This window comes from Pseudomonas sp. NPDC087804 (genome assembly GCF_044742965.1).
Taxonomy (GTDB): Bacteria; Pseudomonadota; Gammaproteobacteria; order Pseudomonadales; family Pseudomonadaceae; genus Aquipseudomonas; species Aquipseudomonas rustica.
On record NZ_JBIUVN010000002.1, the window covers coordinates 323,961 to 342,112 of the forward strand.

Annotated in this window: 14 protein-coding genes; 11 read left to right on the forward strand and 3 right to left on the reverse strand. The window is 59.0% G+C overall.

All coding sequences use genetic code 11. The features are described from left to right. Window positions 1–3: 3 nt before the first annotated feature. Window positions 4–1,206: an efflux RND transporter periplasmic adaptor subunit gene (locus tag ACIOMO_RS08530; RefSeq protein WP_212544715.1), complete on the forward strand. Its 1,203-nt coding sequence runs from the start codon at window positions 4–6 to the stop codon at window positions 1,204–1,206. 138 nt (window positions 1,207–1,344) lie between these two features. Continuing rightward, window positions 1,345–2,874, forward strand: a complete 1,530-nt coding sequence (locus ACIOMO_RS08535) for a DHA2 family efflux MFS transporter permease subunit (protein ID WP_053121684.1) — start codon at window positions 1,345–1,347, stop codon at window positions 2,872–2,874. Between the two features lie 168 nt (window positions 2,875–3,042). Here ACIOMO_RS08535 and lpxH read toward each other — a convergent pair whose 3' ends face one another. Together lpxH and ACIOMO_RS08545 are read right to left on the reverse strand one after the other, a co-directional pair. Beyond that, the gene (gene lpxH, locus ACIOMO_RS08540; RefSeq protein WP_401239916.1) at window positions 3,043–3,789 is read right to left on the reverse strand and encodes a UDP-2,3-diacylglucosamine diphosphatase; all 747 of its coding nucleotides are present in this window, start codon (window positions 3,787–3,789) and stop codon (window positions 3,043–3,045) included. Further along, entirely contained in the window at window positions 3,786–4,292 is a 507-nt protein-coding gene (locus tag ACIOMO_RS08545) for a peptidylprolyl isomerase (RefSeq protein ID WP_053121679.1), read from the reverse strand. The genes lpxH and ACIOMO_RS08545 overlap by 4 nt, the downstream gene beginning before the upstream one ends. A gap of 249 nt (window positions 4,293–4,541) precedes the next feature. Between ACIOMO_RS08545 and ACIOMO_RS08550 the strand changes: the two genes are divergently transcribed. From ACIOMO_RS08550 to ACIOMO_RS08560, 3 genes are all read left to right on the forward strand, one after another. Beyond that, entirely contained in the window at window positions 4,542–6,239 is a 1,698-nt protein-coding gene (locus ACIOMO_RS08550; RefSeq protein WP_401239919.1) for a glutamine--tRNA ligase/YqeY domain fusion protein, read from the forward strand. Window positions 6,240–6,261: 22 nt separating this feature from the next. Beyond that, window positions 6,262–7,644 (forward strand): cysteine--tRNA ligase, encoded by a 1,383-nt coding sequence (cysS, locus tag ACIOMO_RS08555; RefSeq protein WP_401239922.1) that lies wholly within the window; start codon window positions 6,262–6,264, stop codon window positions 7,642–7,644. Window positions 7,645–8,111: 467 nt separating this feature from the next. Then, on the forward strand, window positions 8,112–9,317 hold the full coding sequence (locus ACIOMO_RS08560; RefSeq protein ID WP_401239923.1) for an MFS transporter: 1,206 nt from the start codon (window positions 8,112–8,114) through the stop codon (window positions 9,315–9,317). An 84-nt stretch (window positions 9,318–9,401) separates the two neighbouring features. Here the strand turns inward: ACIOMO_RS08560 and ACIOMO_RS08565 are convergent, their stop codons facing one another. Continuing rightward, window positions 9,402–11,240, reverse strand: coding sequence for a sigma-54-dependent Fis family transcriptional regulator (locus tag ACIOMO_RS08565; protein WP_401239926.1), 1,839 nt, complete (start codon window positions 11,238–11,240; stop codon window positions 9,402–9,404). Between the two features lie 382 nt (window positions 11,241–11,622). Here ACIOMO_RS08565 and ACIOMO_RS08570 point away from each other — a divergent pair, with 382 nt between their 5' ends. The 6 genes from ACIOMO_RS08570 to ACIOMO_RS08595 are packed head-to-tail and all read left to right on the forward strand — an operon-like array spanning window position 11,623 to window position 17,576. Further along, complete coding sequence (locus ACIOMO_RS08570; RefSeq protein ID WP_401239929.1) at window positions 11,623–12,717, forward strand: ABC transporter ATP-binding protein; 1,095 nt, start codon at window positions 11,623–11,625, stop codon at window positions 12,715–12,717. Beyond that, on the forward strand, window positions 12,717–13,829 hold the full coding sequence (locus ACIOMO_RS08575) for an ABC transporter ATP-binding protein (RefSeq protein WP_282357960.1): 1,113 nt from the start codon (window positions 12,717–12,719) through the stop codon (window positions 13,827–13,829). Before ACIOMO_RS08570 ends, ACIOMO_RS08575 begins: the two co-directional genes overlap by 1 nt. Further along, window positions 13,826–14,692 (forward strand): carbohydrate ABC transporter permease, encoded by an 867-nt coding sequence (locus ACIOMO_RS08580; RefSeq protein WP_007912484.1) that lies wholly within the window; start codon window positions 13,826–13,828, stop codon window positions 14,690–14,692. The genes ACIOMO_RS08575 and ACIOMO_RS08580 overlap by 4 nt, the downstream gene beginning before the upstream one ends. Window positions 14,693–14,701: 9 nt before the next feature. Beyond that, entirely contained in the window at window positions 14,702–15,502 is an 801-nt protein-coding gene (locus ACIOMO_RS08585) for a carbohydrate ABC transporter permease (RefSeq protein WP_008083745.1), read from the forward strand. Window positions 15,503–15,512: 10 nt separating this feature from the next. Next, window positions 15,513–15,785, forward strand: coding sequence for a DUF2160 domain-containing protein (locus tag ACIOMO_RS08590; RefSeq protein WP_053121664.1), 273 nt, complete (start codon window positions 15,513–15,515; stop codon window positions 15,783–15,785). 48 nt (window positions 15,786–15,833) lie between these two features. Then, window positions 15,834–17,576, forward strand: a complete 1,743-nt coding sequence (locus ACIOMO_RS08595; RefSeq protein ID WP_053121662.1) for an ABC transporter substrate-binding protein — start codon at window positions 15,834–15,836, stop codon at window positions 17,574–17,576. Window positions 17,577–18,152 lie beyond the last annotated feature (576 nt).

The following is an 18,152-nucleotide window of genomic DNA, read 5'->3' on the forward strand; positions in this document are numbered from 1 at the left end:
GTCATGGCCACTGCCGAAAACACTCAAGCTCAAGACAACACCCCGGACAACGGCAACCCGCGCAAACGCAAAGTGATGCTGGTGGTGCTGGCCGTTGTCGTCCTGCTCGCCTGCGCTGGCGTGTGGGCGTATCACGAGTTCATCGGGCGCTTTAATGAAAGCACCGACGACGCCTACGTCAACGGTAACGTTGTGGAAATCACCCCGCTGGTCACCGGCACCGTGGTCAGCATCGGTGCTGACGACGGTGATCTGGTTCACGAAGGTCAGGTGCTGATCAACTTCGACCCCAACGACGCCGAAGTCGGCCTGCAAAGTGCGCAAGCGAAACTGGCGCGCACCGTGCGTCAGGTGCGCGGTCTGTACAGCAACGTGGATGGCATGAAAGCCCAGGTCAACGCGCAACAGGCCGAAGTTCAGAAGGCCCAGGACAACTTCAATCGCCGGAAGAACCTTGCCGCTGGTGGCGCGATTTCTCAGGAAGAACTGTCCCACGCTCGCGACGACCTGACCTCGGCGCAAAACGCCTTGGCCAACGCCAAACAGCAATTGAAAACCACCAGCGCGCTGGTCGATGACACCGTGGTCTCCTCGCACCCGGACGTGATGCAGGCCGCGGCTGAATTGCGTCAGGCGTACCTGACCAATGCGCGCAGCACCTTGATCGCGCCGGTCACTGGATACGTGGCCAAGCGCACCGTGCAACTTGGTCAGCGTGTGCAACCGGGTACTGCGCTGATGGCGGTGATTCCGCTGGATCAACTGTGGATCGACGCCAACTTCAAGGAAACCCAACTGCGCGACATGCGTATCGGTCAGCCGGTGGATATCGAATCCGATGTGTACGGCAGCGATGTGAAATACAGCGGCACCGTCGACAGCCTCGGCGCGGGTACCGGTAGTGCGTTTGCGCTACTGCCTGCGCAGAACGCCACCGGTAACTGGATCAAGATCGTTCAGCGTGTGCCGGTGCGCATCCACATCAACGCCGAAGAACTGGCCAAGCATCCGCTGCGCGTCGGTCTGTCGACCAACGTTGAAGTGAACCTGCACGACCAGAGCGGCCCGATGCTGGCGCAGCAGCCACCGCAAAAGGCCTCGTTCACCACCAATATCTACGATCAGCAACTGGCCGACGCCGACGCGATGATCGCGCAACTGATCCACGACAACAGCGCCGCGGCGAGCAAAACCGCGCAACGCTGACCTGCACTGACTTTGTAGGAGTGAGCCTGCTCGCGATAGCGGTGTGTCAGACCCAATTTCCTCGACTGATACACCGCTATCGCGAGCAGGCTCACTCCTACAGGGCTGCGGCGACCATCAGGTTCCATAGGATTCACAATGAGCAATAACGCTTCTTTCACGCCGCCCAGCCTGTTGCTCAGCACCATCGGTCTGTCGCTGGCGACGTTCATGCAAGTGCTCGACACCACCATCGCCAACGTGGCGTTGCCGACGATTTCCGGCAACCTCGGGGTGAGTTCGGAGCAGGGCACTTGGGTGATCACTTCGTTCGCCGTGAGTAACGCGATTGCGCTGCCGTTGACCGGTTGGCTCAGTCGGCGTTTCGGTGAGGTGAAACTGTTTCTCTGGGCCACGATTCTGTTCGTGCTGGCCTCGTTTCTCTGCGGTATCTCGACGTCGATGCCGGAACTGATCGGCTTCCGCGTCCTGCAAGGCCTGGTCGCCGGGCCGCTCTATCCGATGACGCAAACCCTGTTGATCGCGGTCTATCCCCCCGCGAAGCGAGGCATGGCCCTCGCGTTACTGGCGATGGTCACGGTGGTTGCGCCGATTGCAGGCCCCATTCTCGGTGGCTGGATTACGGACAGCTATAGCTGGCCGTGGATCTTCTTCATCAACGTGCCGATCGGGATTTTTGCGGTGATGGTGGTGCGTTCGCAACTGGCCAAACGGCCGGTGGAAACCAGCCGTCAGCCGATGGATTACGTCGGTCTGATCACGCTGATCATCGGCGTCGGCGCCTTGCAGGTGATCCTCGACAAGGGCAACGACCTCGACTGGTTTGAGTCGAATTTCATCATCATCGGCGCGGCGATTTCCGTGGTGGCGCTGGCGGTGTTCGTGATCTGGGAAATGACCGACCGCCACCCGGTGGTGAATCTGCGGCTGTTCGCTTACCGCAACTTCCGCATCGGCACGCTGGTGCTGGTGTTGGGTTACGCCGGCTTCTTCGGCATCAACCTGATCCTGCCGCAGTGGTTGCAAACGCAAATGGGCTACACCGCGACCTGGGCCGGTCTGGCCGTGGCGCCGATCGGGATTCTGCCGGTGCTGCTGTCGCCGTTTGTCGGCAAATACGCGCACAAGTTCGACTTGCGATTACTCGCCGGCATCGCGTTTTTGGCGATTGGCTTGAGCTGCTTTATGCGCGCCGAGTTCACCAACGAAGTCGATTTCCAGCATATCGCGCTGGTGCAACTGTTCATGGGCATTGGCGTGGCGCTGTTCTTCATGCCGACCCTGAGCATTCTGATGTCGGACTTGCCGCCGAACCAGATCGCCGACGGCGCCGGTCTTGCCACATTCCTGCGGACGTTGGGCGGCAGCTTCGCGGCTTCGCTGACTACGTGGATCTGGATTCGTCGGGCTGACCAGCATCATGCGTATATGAGCGAGAGCATCAGCACGTATGAACCGGCGACGCGGGAGGCGCTGAACCAGTTGGGCGGGGCGAGCAACCCGGCGTATGCGCAACTGGATCATGTGCTGACCAGTCAGGCGTATATGCTGTCGACCGTGGATTACTTCACGCTGCTGGGGTGGGGGTTTATGGGGTTGATTTTGATTGTGTGGCTGGCGAAGCCGCCGTTTGCCGCGAAGGCAGGCCCTGCCGCTTCGGGGCACTGAGGTCAAAAGCCCCTCACCCTAACCCTCTCCCGGAGGGAGAGGGGACTGACCGAGATGGATGTTTGAACTACACCGACTTGCAATACCGAGTCGAACTCAGGTTTTGAAAAGCCCACAAATCGGCTCCCTCTCCCTCGGGAGAGGGTTGGGGTGAGGGGGTGGCGATCTTCAGCCGTGCGGCAATGCCAGCGGTGGGGCGAAATCGAACGGCGCCAGCGCATAGCCGCTCTCATCCACCTGCAACGCCCAACCCTGACGATCCCAATCTCCCAGCACAATCCGCTTTGCCGCTTCATCACCAATCTGCAACTTGTGAATCGCCGGGCGATGGGTGTGGCCGTGGATCAGGGTTTTCACCCCAAACTCCTGCATGATCCGCGGAATCTCCTCCGGCGTGACATCAACAATGTCATTGGCCTTCATCCGCGTCTGCGCCTTGCTCTCGCTGCGCAGTTTGCGCGCCAGTTTATGGCGGCTGCTCAGCGGTAGATTGCGCAGGATAACCAGCGTGACCGGATTGCGCAGATAGCGGCGCAGCTTCATATAGCCGACGTCGCGGGTGCAGAGGCTGTCGCCGTGCATCAACAGCACCGGCTCGCCGTAAAACTGCACGACACTCGGGTCTTTCAGCAGCGTGCAGCCGGCTTCTTTGCAGAACGCCTTGCCGAGCATGAAATCGCGATTGCCGTGCATCAGAAAAATCGCCGTGCCGCTGTCGCTCAATTGGCGCAGGGCCTGGCAGATGGAACGCTGGAAGGGCGTCATGGCGTCGTCGCCAATCCACGCTTCAAAGAAGTCGCCAAGAATGTACAACGCACTCGCCGAGCGGGCGCGTCCGGCGAGCAAATCCAGAAACGCCCGGGTGATGTCCGGGCGCTCCTCTTCCAGATGCAAGTCTGAAATCAGCAATATCACGCTTCGATGATCTCGGCTTTCTCGATGATCACGTCGTCTGCTGGTACGTCCTGGTGGCCGGACTTCATGGTGGTCGACACGCCTTTGATCTTGTCGACAACGTCGGTGCCGGCGGTCACTTTACCGAATACCGCGTAACCCCAGCCCTGAGTGTTCTTGCCGCTGTGGTTGAGGAAAGAGTTGTCGGCAACGTTGATGAAGAACTGCGCGGAAGCCGAATGCGGCTCCATGGTGCGAGCCATGGCAACGGTGTACTTGTCGTTGGAAAGACCGTTGTCAGCTTCGTTCTGGATGCTTGGACGCTTGTCTTTCTTTTCTTTCATGCCTGGCTCGAAACCGCCGCCCTGGATCATGAAGTTACCGATGACACGGTGGAAAACAGTGTTTTCGTAGTGACCGGCTTTCACGTACTCGATGAAGTTGGCGACGGTGATCGGCGCCTTGTCAGCGTTCAGTTCGATGACGATGTCGCCATGGTTGGTGGTCAGTTTGACTTGAGTCATGATCGCTTCTCTTTAGAGGAATTCGTGGTTTTGGGACATCGAGCCCCCAAACCGGTTCAGCCAGCGTGGGCCAAGGTGCGCAGTTTAGCGTGACAGGCGCGAATTTCGAGGCAGTTTTTCAAATCCCGGCGATTAAATGCATGCCTTTATAGGGCCTGCTCTGTCAGCCCCTTGACAGCATCGGCTATGATAGCGGCTTTGTTTTGTCTGGCCCCCACTGCGGCCGCGCACCTGTAAGTCAAGGATCCTATGAGCAAGCCCACTGTCGACCCTACCTCGAATGCCAAGTCCGGCCCCGCCGTGCCGGTCAATTTCCTGCGGCCGATCATCCAGGCAGACCTGGACTCGGGCAAGCACACCCAGATCGTCACGCGTTTCCCGCCTGAGCCCAACGGCTACCTGCACATCGGCCACGCCAAGTCGATCTGCGTGAACTTTGGCCTGGCCCAGGAGTTCGGCGGCGTCACGCACCTGCGTTTCGACGACACCAACCCGGCCAAGGAAGACCAGGAATACATCGACGCGATCGAAGCCGACGTCAAATGGCTGGGCTTCGAATGGTCCGGCGAAGTGCGCTACGCCTCGCAGTATTTCGACCAGTTGCACGATTGGGCCGTTGAGCTGATCAAGGCTGGCAAGGCCTACGTCGACGACCTGACGCCGGAGCAAGCCAAGGAATACCGTGGCAGCCTGACCGAGCCGGGCAAAAACAGCCCGTTCCGCGACCGCTCCGTCGAAGAGAACCTCGACTGGTTCGCCCGCATGCGCGCCGGTGAGTTCCCGGACGGCGCCCGCGTGCTGCGTGCGAAGATCGACATGGCCTCGCCGAACATGAACCTGCGCGACCCGATCATGTACCGCATCCGCCACGCTCATCACCACCAGACCGGCGACAAGTGGTGCATCTACCCGAACTACGACTTCACCCACGGTCAGTCGGACGCCATCGAAGGCATCACCCACTCTATCTGCACCCTGGAATTCGAAAGCCATCGTCCGCTGTACGAGTGGTTCCTCGACGCGCTGCCAGTGCCGGCGCACCCGCGTCAGTACGAGTTCAGCCGTCTGAACCTCAACTACACCATCACCAGCAAGCGCAAGCTCAAGCAACTGGTCGATGAAAAGCACGTGCATGGCTGGGACGATCCACGCATGTCCACGCTGTCGGGTTTCCGCCGCCGTGGCTACACGCCGAAATCGATCCGCAACTTCTGCGAAATGGTCGGCACCAACCGTTCCGACGGCGTGGTTGACTTCGGCATGCTCGAATTCAGCATCCGTGATGACCTCGACCACACTGCGCCGCGTGCCATGTGCGTGCTGCGTCCACTAAAAGTCGTGATCACCAACTACCCGGAAGGCCAGGTCGAGAACCTCGAACTGCCGCGCCACCCGAAAGAAGACATGGGCTTGCGCGCGCTGCCGTTCGCCCGGGAAATCTACATCGACCGTGACGACTTCATGGAAGAGCCGCCAAAGGGCTACAAGCGCCTGGAACCGGCCGGCGAAGTACGTCTGCGCGGCAGCTACGTGATCCGTGCCGACGAAGCGATCAAGGACGCTGACGGCAACATCGTCGAACTGCGTTGCTCGTACGACCCGGAAACCCTCGGTAAAAACCCTGAAGACCGCAAGGTCAAGGGCGTGATCCACTGGGTACCGGCTGCGGCCAGCGTCGAGTGCGAAGTGCGTCTGTACGATCGTCTGTTCCGTTCGGCGAACCCTGAGAAGGCTGAAGACAGCGCAAGTTTCCTCGACAACATCAACCCTGATTCGCTGCAGGTGCTCACCGGTTGTCGTGCGGAGCCATCGCTTGGCAATGCGCAGCCGGAAGACCGTTTCCAGTTCGAGCGCGAAGGCTACTTCGTCGCCGATTTGAAGGACTCGAAACCAGGTCAGCCGGTATTCAACCGTACCGTGACCCTGCGTGATTCGTGGGGCCAGTGATTCAGCGTCAAGGAAATTAAAAGTGCTGACGATTTACAACACGCTCACCAAGAGCAAAGAAGTCTTCAAACCGCTGGATGGCAACAATGTGCGCATGTACGTCTGCGGGATGACCGTGTATGACTACTGCCACATCGGCCACGGCCGCAGCATGGTCGCGTTCGACCTGGTGACCCGCTGGTTGCGCTTCAGCGGTTACAACCTGACGTACGTGCGCAACATCACCGACATTGAAGACAAGATCATCAATCGTGCCCGCGAAAACGGCGAGCCGTACGACGCGCTGACCGAGCGCATGATCACCGCGATGCACGAGGACGAGGCGCGTCTCAACATCCTCAAACCGGACATGGAGCCGCGTGCCACCGATCATATTCCGGGCATGCTGAGCATGATCCAGACCTTGATCGACAAGGGTTACGCCTACGCCCCGGGCAATGGCGACGTGTACTACCGCGTCGCCAAATTCATGGGCTACGGCAAGCTGTCGCGCAAGAAGATCGAAGACCTGCGTATCGGCGCGCGCATCGAAGTCGACGAAGCCAAGCAGGATCCGTTGGACTTCGTGCTGTGGAAAGCCACCAAACCGGGCGAGCCAAGCTGGGAATCGCCGTGGGGCGCCGGGCGTCCGGGCTGGCACATCGAGTGCTCGGTGATGTCCACCTGCTGCCTCGGCGAGACCTTCGACATTCATGGCGGCGGCAGCGACCTCGAGTTCCCGCACCACGAAAACGAAATCGCCCAGAGCGAAGCGGCGACCGGCAAGACCTACGCCAACGCGTGGATGCATTGCGGCATGATTCGCATCAATGGCGAGAAGATGTCCAAGTCCTTGAACAACTTCTTCACCATCCGCGACGTGCTGGAAAAATACCACCCGGAAGTCGTGCGTTACCTGCTGGTGTCGAGCCACTACCGCAGCGCGATCAACTACTCGGAAGACAACCTCAAGGACGCCAAAGGCGCACTCGAGCGTTTCTACCACGCGCTCAAAGGCTTGCCGACCGTTGCACCGGCGGGCGGCGAAGCGTTTGTTGAACGCTTCACTACCGTGATGAACGACGACTTCGGTACCCCGGAAGCGTGCGCGGTGCTGTTTGAGATGGTGCGGGAGATCAACCGTCTGCGTGAGAGCGATCTCGATGCGGCGGCGGGTCTGGCGGCGCGTTTGAAAGAACTGGCGAGCGTGTTGGGTGTGTTGCAGTTGGAAGCCGATGACTTCCTGCAGGCGGGCGCCGAAGGGCGTGTCGATGCGGTTGAAGTTGATGCGCTGATTGCGGCGCGTCTGGCGGCTCGGGCCGGGAAGGATTGGGCTGAGTCGGACCGGATTCGTGATCAGTTGACGGCGATGGGTGTTGTGTTGGAAGACGGCAAGGGTGGGACTACCTGGCGTCTGGCTGACTGATAGCTTGATTGCTGCAAAACAGAACCCGCCTTGTGCGGGTTTTTGTTTGGCCGCGAGAAGAGCCCCTCACCCTAACCCTCCCGAAACGTCGGACCGCCCGGAGGGAGAGGGGACTGAGTGGGGGATGCTCACGAGATACGCCGACGTGAACGTGCTGTACCGAATCCGTAATCGACTGGTTTTGATCGTTCCCACGCTCTGCGTGGGAATGCCTCTTCGGACGCTCCGCGTTCGGTTTTGCAGGGACGCGGAGCGTCCCCGGCTGCATGCCCACGCGGAGCGTGGGAACGATCAAAGATCGCAGCCTTCGGCAGCTCCTACAGAAATCGCGTCTCATGTAGGAGCTGCCGAAGGCTGCGATCTTTTGATCTGTGCTTTTAGCCGAGGTTGCTTTTGCTCTGCGCGTAGGTCTTGATGTCTGACGCAGCCGGATGCTGCGTCGATGACGATTCTGCAACGGAGAAATCATGGCCAATCACTACCGCGAACTGTTCGCGACCCCCGGCGCCACCGGGTTAGTGCTCGCGAGCTCCATCGCGCGGTTGCCGCAGGCGATGATCGGCATTGGCATCATCACCATGCTGGTTCAGCAAACCGGTGTGTACTGGCTGGCCGGTGCAGTCGCCGGCACTTTTACCCTGGCCAATGCAATGCTCGGCCCGTATATCTCGAAACTCGTTGACCAGCGCGGCCAGAGCCGCGTGCTGCCGGTCGTGACGGCTTTCAGCATCGTGATGCTGTTGGCGTTGATCATCGCCGTGTACATTCGCGCGCCCGCCGCATGGCTGTTTATTCTGGCGGCTCTGGCGGGGACGATGCCGAGCATGCCGTCGATGATCCGCGCCCGATGGACGCAGCTATTCCGGGGCAAGCCGCAGTTACACACGGCGTTTTCGCTGGATACGGTTCTGACCGAAATGGCCTACATCGTCGGCCCGCCACTGGCAATCGGACTGAGCGTGAGCTTTTTCGCCGAAGCGGGGCCGCTGGTCGCGGTCGGATTGCTGGCCATCGGGGTCACGGCGTTTGTACTGCAACGCCAGACCGAACCCAAGGTTGTCGTGGGCCACAGCAGTCATGCCGGCTCAACCTTGCTGATCCCTGGCGTCCGCACCATTGTTTTGGCGCTGCTGGCGATGGGCGTTATCGGCGGGGCAATCGATGTCGCCGTCGTTGCGTTCGCCAATGCGCAAGGCTGGCCAGCGTCGGCGACATTCATTCTCGCGGCTTATGCCTTTGGTTCGCTGGTGGCAGGCCTGACGTTCGGGGCGATGAGGGTTTCCCTGGCGATTGAAAAACAGTTCCTGATCGGGATATTGGTCACGGCGTTTACCGGTGTGCTGCCGGTTTTTGCGACGGACGTTTATGTGCTGACCGCCGCGCTGTTTATCGCCGGCATCTCGTTTGCGCCGACGATGGTTGTGGTGATGAAAATGGGCACGATCATTATCCCGCCGTCGCGGATCACCGAGGGGCTGACGTGGATGACTACCGGTATCAGCGTGGGTGTTGCGCTCGGCGGCATGCTGGCGGGGATAGTGATTGATGCCTTTGGCGCGCGAGCGGGATTTGCGGTGGCTATTGGTGCGGGTTTGATGATGGTGGTCGTTGTGCGGGTGGGGTTGCGCACATTGGCGGCGGCTTCGGCTGTGCAGGTTGAGCCAGCCATTTAAAGTCAAAAGATCGCAGCCTTCGGCAGCTCCTACATACGATCCCTGTAGGAGCTGCCGAAGGCTGCGATCTTTTGATCTGCGCTGCTAACCCCCCAATTGCCGCAACCGCTTATAAAGCGTATTGCGACTCACCCCCAACCGCCGCGCCAAATGCGAGATATTGCCCCCGGAAGCCTTCAGCTCCCGGTTCAACGCCTCGACATCGTTCAGATCAATCCCTAACGGGGCGCAGGTTTCCACCGGCTCCATCTCCAGATCGACAAAAAAATCATCCGGCAAATGCTCCGGTCTTACTGGCTGCTCCTCGGCCATGGCCAGCGCCACCTGCATCACACTGCTGACCTGACGCAAATTGCCCGGCCACGGATGCCGATCAAACAAATCCAGCACTTCCTGGCTCAATCCCGCCCATTGCGTCGGCTCGCGATGCTGCTCCCACAAGCGTTTAAACAACGCCTCTTTATCACTGCGCTCCCGCAGCGGCGGCAACTCAAGCGTCAGCCCACCAATGCGGTAATACAAATCCTCCCTGAACAGGCCCAATTGCACTTGTTCACGTAAAGAGCGATTAGTCGCCGAAATAATCCGCAAATCCACCGGGAACAACTCGCTACTCCCTACCGGTTGCACACAACGCTCCTGCAAAACCCGCAACAACCGCGCCTGCGTCGGCAGCGGCATGTCACCGATTTCATCAAGGAACAGCGTGCCTTTGTCCGCCTTGCGAATCAGGCCGATGCTGCCTTTTTGATTGGCTCCAGTGAACGCGCCTTTCTCGTAGCCGAATAGTTCGGATTCGACCAGTTCGGCGGGGATCGCTGCGCAGTTGACGGCGATGAAGGCCTGTTTGCTGCGCGAACTGGCTTGATGCAGGGCTTTGACGAAGACTTCCTTGCCTACACCGGTTTCACCGTGGATCAGCAGTGGAATGTCTTTCTCCAACAAACGCTCAGCCTGACGTACAGCTTTTTCCACGCGACTGTCGCCGAAGTGCAAGGTGTTGAGGCTGATGCCCGATGGTGCGGCCGCTTTGGCCTCCGCAACAAACACCCGTGGCTGAACCAACGCCTGCTTCGGCCGTTTCAATAGACACTGAAAACGGTTGCGCCCAGAGGTCTGCAAGGCAAACGGCAGATCATCCGGCTGATTGAGCAATTCCAGCAACGACACATTAAACAAACTCTCAACACTGACCCGCGACAAGCGCACACCGAGCAGGTTATCCGCCCGACGATTGGCCGACAGCACTTGCCCGCTCTCATCAAAAATCAACAACCCGGCCCACTGGCTGTCGAGGTTGTTCAATCCGGTGTTGAAGGTCAGTTGAAAATGCTGGCCATGGAACAGGTTGAGGATCAGCCGGTTTTCCACGGTCTGGCTCATCATCTTGACCATGCCCAAGGTGTGCGACGGAGGCAGATAACTGTCGCTGGACACATCGAGCACGGCGATCACCTTGCGCTCGGCATCGAAAATCGGCGCGGCGGAACCGGTCATGAAACGGTTGGCTTTCAGAAAATGTTCGTCGTGTTCGATGTGTACCGCCTGCTCACAGGCCAGCGCTGTGCCGATCGCATTGGTGCCGCTGCAGCGCTCCATCCAGCTCGCACCAGCCTGAAAACCCCGGGCCAGATTCGGCTCGATAAAGCGCTGCGTGCCCCACGACGTCAGCACCTGGCCCTGATTGTCGGCGAGCATGATCAGGCAGTTGGAGTTGCTGAGGATGTTTTCGTAATAGGGCAGGACTTCCTGATGCGTGGTCTGCACCAGTGAATGATGGCGGTCGAGCAGGTGCGTGATGCCGGCGGCGGGCAACTGGTCGAAGGCGGGCGTGGTTTGGTGGTCGAGACCGAACGCGCGGCAACGTTGCCAGGAATTCTGGACGATCGCGTCGTGGGACAGCGGCGGGGCAGGTGCGGCCATGGCAGTCAGCCTCTGATGCAGCGATTTTTATTGTTGTTATGGGCCCGATCTTCGGAACCTGCACAGATCCCCTGTAGGAGTGAGCCTGCTCGCGATAGCGGTCTATCAGACAAAATTGCATCGACTGACTCACCGCTATCGCGAGCAGGCTCACTCCTACAATGGATCTACGGCGTTCACAGAATTGGGTAAAAAGCGTTCATAGAGTGTTGTTCACTATTGTTCATTGTCAATCGCCCGACTGTTCAAATGTGTTCAGCAATGAACGCTCGTTCGCCACGCTTTCAACGATTTTCACGACTAATCAATCACTTGCCATTTCTGGCACGAAACTCGCTCCCGTGCACAGGTCGCTTGACTCCAATAATAAAAAGGCCGAGCCATGTCACTCACCCTGGAGCACGTCAGCCGCACCGTCGAGGGCCAGACCTGGATCGACGATGCCTGCCTGAAATTCGAAGCCGGTTCGTTCAACGTTTTGCTCGGTCGCACCCTGTCTGGCAAAACCAGCCTCATGCGCTTGATGGCTGGTCTGGACAAGCCCGATAGCGGCCGCATCCTGATGAACGGCGTCGATGTCACCCAGCGTCCGGTGCGTTTGCGCAACGTGTCGATGGTCTATCAGCAGTTCATCAACTACCCGACCATGACCGTGTTCGAGAACATCGCCTCGCCGCTGCGGCAGGCCGGTGTGTCGAAAGAGATCATCCACAGCAAAGTGCAGGAAACCGCGCGGATGTTGCGCATCGAGAAGTTTCTGCAGCGCTATCCGCTGGAGCTGTCCGGTGGACAACAGCAGCGCACCGCCATGGCCCGCGCCTTGGTCAAAGACGCCGAGCTGATTCTGTTCGATGAGCCGCTGGTCAACCTCGATTACAAACTGCGTGAAGAACTGCGCCAGGAAATGCGCGAGCTGTTCAAGGCGCGCCACACCATTGCGATTTACGCCACCACCGAGCCCAACGAAGCACTGGCCCTCGGCGGCACCACGACCATCCTCCACGAAGGCCGAGTGATTCAGAGCGGCCCGTCGACCTCGGTGTATCACCAGCCACAAACCGTGCTCGCTGCCGAATTGTTCTCCGAGCCACCGATCAACCTGATGCCGGGGCGCATCGCCGGCAACGAAGTCAGCTTCGCCAATTATGTGCATTTCCCGTTAAACGTCGATCTGCGTCCAGTAGGCGAGGGCGAGTTCCGATTCGGTGTGCGCCCCAGCCACATCTCGCTGGTGCCGAGCAACGATGACGATCTCGAACTGGCGGTCACCGTCGAAGTCGCCGAGATCAGCGGTTCGGAAACCTTCCTGCACGTGCGCAACGAGCATTTTCTGCTGGTGCTGCACCTGCCCGGCGTTCACGAATACGACGTCGATGCGCCGATCCGCATTTACATCCCGACCCATAAACTGTTCGTTTTCGATGCGCAGGGCCGTCTGGTGCAAGCACCGGGCCGGCGTGTCGCGAGGGTTGCCTGATGGCCGAAATCCGTTTGCAGCACCTCGCCCACAGCTACAGCAAAACCCCGAGCGGCGCGGAGGATTACGCGATCCGCGAGATGGATCACGTCTGGGAGCAGGGCGGCGCTTACGCCTTGCTTGGCCCATCGGGTTGCGGCAAGTCGACGTTGCTCAACATCATTTCCGGATTGCTCAGCCCCTCGCAGGGCCACGTCTTGTTCGACGGCAAAGCGGTCAACGACCTGACGCCGGAGAAGCGCAACATTGCCCAGGTTTTCCAGTTTCCGGTGGTTTACGACACCATGACCGTGTTCGATAACCTCGCCTTCCCCCTGCGAAATCAGGGCATGGCCGAGGCGAAAGTGCACAGCAAGGTGCAGGAAATTGCCGAAGTGCTCGACCTGCAAAACCTCCTGAGCAAGAAGGCGCGCAACCTCACCGCCGACGAAAAACAGAAAGTCTCGATGGGCCGTGGTCTGGTGCGCGATGACGTTTCGGCGATCCTTTTCGACGAGCCGCTAACGGTGATCGACCCGCACCTGAAGTGGAAACTGCGGCGCAAGCTCAAGCAGATTCACGAGCAGTTCAATATCACCATGGTCTACGTCACCCACGATCAACTCGAGGCTTCGACCTTCGCCGACAAGATCGCGGTGATGTACGGCGGCCAAATTGTGCAGTTCGGCACACCACGGGAATTGTTCGAACGGCCGAGCCACACCTTTGTCGGCTATTTCATCGGCAGCCCGGGGATGAACCTGATCGAAGTGCAGCCGCAACCCGGTGGCGTCGGTTTTGCCTCGACGCACTTGCCGTTGTCCGACGCCATGCAGCGACATATCGAGCACGGCCAGTGGAAAAATCTGAAGGTCGGTATCCGTCCTGAATTCATTCACGTGTGGGACGAGCCGTTTGATGACGCGATGCAGGCAAACGTCGTACACGTCGAAGACCTCGGCACCTACAAGATCATGACCCTCGACCTCGACGGCGCACCGTTGAAAGTGCGTCTGGCCGAAGACAAACCGGTGCCGCAGGGCACCGCGTACATCAGTTTTCCGGCGCAGTGGCTGATGGTTTATGCCGATGAGTTTCTGCTTGAAGCCGACAGCGGCGAGGTGCAGCCATGAACAAGGTGCAGAACAACAAGGCCTGGTGGCTGGTGTTGCCGGTGTTCCTGCTGGTGGCGTTCAGTGCGGTGATCCCGATGATGACCGTGGTCAACTATTCGGTGCAGGACATCTTCGACCAGTCCAGCCGCTACTTCGTCGGCGCTGACTGGTACAAGCAAGTGCTGCTCGACCCGCGTCTGCACGACTCGTTGCTGCGTCAGTTCATCTACTCGGCGTGCGTGTTGTTGATTGAAATTCCGCTGGGCATTGCCGTCGCGCTGACCATGCCGACCAAGGGCCGTTGGTCGTCGGTGGTGCTGATCATTCTGGCGATTCCGTTGCTGATCCCGTGGAACGTGGTCGGCACCATCTGGCAAATATTCGGCCGTGCGGACATTGGTCTGCTCGGGTCGAGCCTCAACGCGATGGGCATCAGCTACAACTACGCGGCGAACACAATGGACGCCTGGGTGACGGTGCTGGTGATGGATGTCTGGCACTGGACTTCACTGGTTGCGTTGCTGTGCTTCTCCGGTTTGCGCGCGATTCCCGACGTGTATTACCAAGCCGCACGCATCGACCGCGCTTCGGCCTGGGCGGTGTTCAGGCACATTCAGTTGCCCAAGTTGAAGAGCGTGCTGCTGATCGCAGTGATGCTGCGCTTCATGGACAGTTTCATGATTTACACCGAGCCGTTCGTGCTCACCGGCGGCGGGCCGGGTAATGCCACGACCTTCTTGAGTCAGACGTTGACTCAGATGGCCGTAGGGCAATTCGACCTCGGTCCGGCAGCGGCGTTTTCGCTGGTGTACTTCCTGATCATCCTGTTGGTGTCCTGGCTGTTCTACACCGCCATGACGCACTCCGACGCCAACCGCTGAGGCCCGGCCATGAGCAAAAGAAAGCTTATTCCGTTGCTGGTGTACATCCTGTTCCTGCTGGTGCCGATCTACTGGCTGCTGAACATGTCCTTCAAGAGCAACACCGAAATCCTCGGCGGCCTGACACTTTTCCCACAGGACTTCACGCTGGCGAACTACAAAGTGATCTTCACCGATCCGAGTTGGTACAACGGCTATCTCAACTCGCTGTATTACGTGAGCCTGAACACGGTGATTTCGCTGAGCGTGGCGCTGCCGGCGGCGTATGCGTTTTCGCGCTACCGTTTTCTTGGCGACAAGCATCTGTTCTTCTGGCTGCTGACCAACCGTATGGCGCCACCGGCGGTGTTTTTGCTGCCGTTCTTCCAGTTGTATTCGTCGATTGGGCTGTTCGACACGCACATCGCCGTGGCCTTGGCGCACTGCCTGTTCAACGTGCCGCTGGCGGTGTGGATTCTCGAAGGTTTCATGTCTGGCGTGCCCAAGGAAATCGATGAAACCGCCTACATCGACGGCTACAGTTTCCCCAAATTTTTCGTGAAAATTTTCATCCCGCTGATCGGCTCCGGTATCGGTGTCACGGCGTTTTTCTGCTTCATGTTTTCCTGGGTCGAACTGCTGCTGGCGCGCACGTTGACCTCGGTCAACGCCAAGCCGATAGCGGCGGTGATGACGCGTACGGTTTCAGCATCGGGTATCGATTGGGGCGTGCTGGCGGCGGCGGGGGTGTTGACCATTCTGCCGGGCATGCTGGTGATCTGGTTTGTTCGCAACCACGTGGCCAAGGGCTTTGCCCTCGGTCGGGTCTGAGGAGCTGATGATGGAATGGATGAGTTGGACCACGCCCACCGCAGCATTTTTCATCGTCATCGGTCTGCTGCTGGTCGGCATGACCACCTGGGAATTGCGTTCGCCGAGCATCTTGCGGCGAGGTTTTCTACCGATTGCCACCACCCGTGGCGATCGTTTGTTTATCGGTCTTCTCGGCAGCGCCTACCTGCATTTGCTGGTGATCGGCGCCACCGACTGGAGCATCTGGGTGGCGTCCGCGTTGTCCCTGGTGTGGCTGTTGGCTGTGATGCGTTGGGGCTAGTCGAGTCAATCGGCAACCGTGCTCCGAAATCCTAAACAGGAGGTCTCTATGTTCGACAAAAACAATAAGCTGCGACATAGCATTTCATTGGCAGCCATGCTGGCACTCAGCGGTTTGAGCGCCGCCGCGTGGGCCGATGCCTACGAAGACGCGGCGAAAAAATGGATCGGCAGTGAATTCAAACCGTCGACCCTGACGGCTGAACAGCAGCTCGAAGAATTGAAGTGGTTCATCAAGGCCGCCGAGCCGTTTCGCGGCATGGAAATCAAGGTCGTTTCCGAGACCCTGACCACCCACGAATACGAGTCGAAAGTGCTCGCCAAGGCCTTCACCGAAATCACCGGGATCAAGCTCACCCACGACCTGCTGCAAGAAGGCGACGTGGTCGAGAAAATGCAGACGGTGATGCAGTCCGACAAAAATATCTATGACGGCTGGGTCAACGACTCGGACCTGATCGGTACGCACTTTCGCTACGGCAAGACCGAATCGATCACCGACCTGATGGCCAACGAAGGCAAGAACTTCACTTCGCCGACCCTCGACATCAAGGACTTCATCGGCATTTCGTTCACCACCGCGCCGGACGGCAAGATCTATCAACTGCCTGACCAGCAATTCGCCAACCTTTACTGGTTCCGCGCTGACTGGTTCGAGCGCGCCGATCTGAAAGCCAAGTTCAAGGAAAAGTACGGCTACGAATTGGGCGTGCCTGTGAACTGGTCGGCCTATGAAGACATCGCCAAATTCTTTAGCGAAGACGTCAAGGAAATCGACGGCAAGCGCGTTTACGGGCACATGGATTACGGCAAGAAAGACCCGTCGCTGGGCTGGCGCTTCACCGATGCCTGGTTCTCCATGGCCGGTGGCGGCGACAAGGGCTTGCCCAACGGTTTGCCGGTGGACGAGTGGGGGATTCGCGTCGAGGACTGCCATCCGGTCGGTTCCAGCGTGACCCGTGGCGGCGACACCAACGGCCCGGCCGCTGTGTTCGCCACGCAGAAATATGTCGATTGGCTGAAGGCTTATGCGCCACCGGAAGCGGCAGGCATGACCTTCTCCGAGTCGGGGCCGGTGCCGTCGCAGGGCAATATCGCCCAGCAGATTTTCTGGTACACCGCGTTTACCGCCGATATGACCAAACCGGGCCTGCCGGTGGTCAACGCCGACGGCACGCCGAAGTGGCGGATGGCGCCATCGCCACGCGGGCCGTATTGGGAGGAAGGCATGAAGCTCGGGTATCAGGACGTGGGTTCGTGGACGTTCATGAAGTCGACGCCTGAGAAGCAGAAACTCGCGGCGTGGTTGTATGCGCAGTTTGTGACGTCGAAAACCGTGTCGCTGAAGAAAACCATTGTCGGGCTGACGCCGATTCGTGAGTCGGACATCAACTCGCAGGCGATGACTGATCTGGCGCCGAAGCTCGGTGGTCTGGTTGAGTTTTATCGCAGCCCGGCGCGGGTGCAGTGGACGCCGACCGGGACTAACGTGCCGGACTATCCGCGTCTGGCGCAGTTGTGGTGGAGTCATATTGCTGAGGCGGCGAGTGGTGAGAAGACGCCGCAGCAGGCGCTGGATGGGTTGGCCAAGGATCAGGATGCGATCATGACGCGTCTGGAGCGTTCGAAGGCGCAGGCGGTGTGTGCGCCGAAGATGAATCCGGAGCGGGATGCGCAGTATTGGTTTGATCAGCCGGGGGCGCCGAAGCCTAAGTTGGCGAATGAGAAGCCTAAGGGGGAGACGGTGAGTTATAACGAGCTGCTGAAATCTTGGGCGGATGCGCGGAAGTAAACATTGAAGCTGGAAAACGGCACTGGGAGGTGCCGTTTTTTTTTGGCTGGTGGTGTACATATCCGTTGCTGCGGGGGTGGCTGGTTAGGGTTCCGCCCTTACGGCGGGTCACTTTTGCAGACGCCCAAAAGTAACCAAAACGCTTTGCCCTGACGTCCGGCCCTCGCTAAGGCTCGGGTTCCTTCGCTCCGGGTTCATCCGGGGGCATCGCCTACGGTTTGCTTCGCTGCACCTCCTCTCGATGCTTTCCCCGTATGAATCCCTCCACTCAGCCTCCCGACGGGCTCTAAGATCAAAAGCAGGCGAGCTGACACTCGGCCTAATTGGGTTCAACGCGATTCCATGTAGGAGCTGCCGAAGACTGCGATCTGTTGATCTTGCTTTTGTAGGAGCTGAGCTTGCTCGCGAAAGCGGCCTCACATTCAACAACGAAATCAACTTACCCACCGCATTCGCGAGCAAGCCGGCTCCCACAGGTTTTTGCAGTGTTCACAAAATTTGGGTACGCCACAAACCACTGTGGGAGCGGGCTTGCTCGCGAATGCGGTCTACCATCCAACATCAAAATTGACTGGC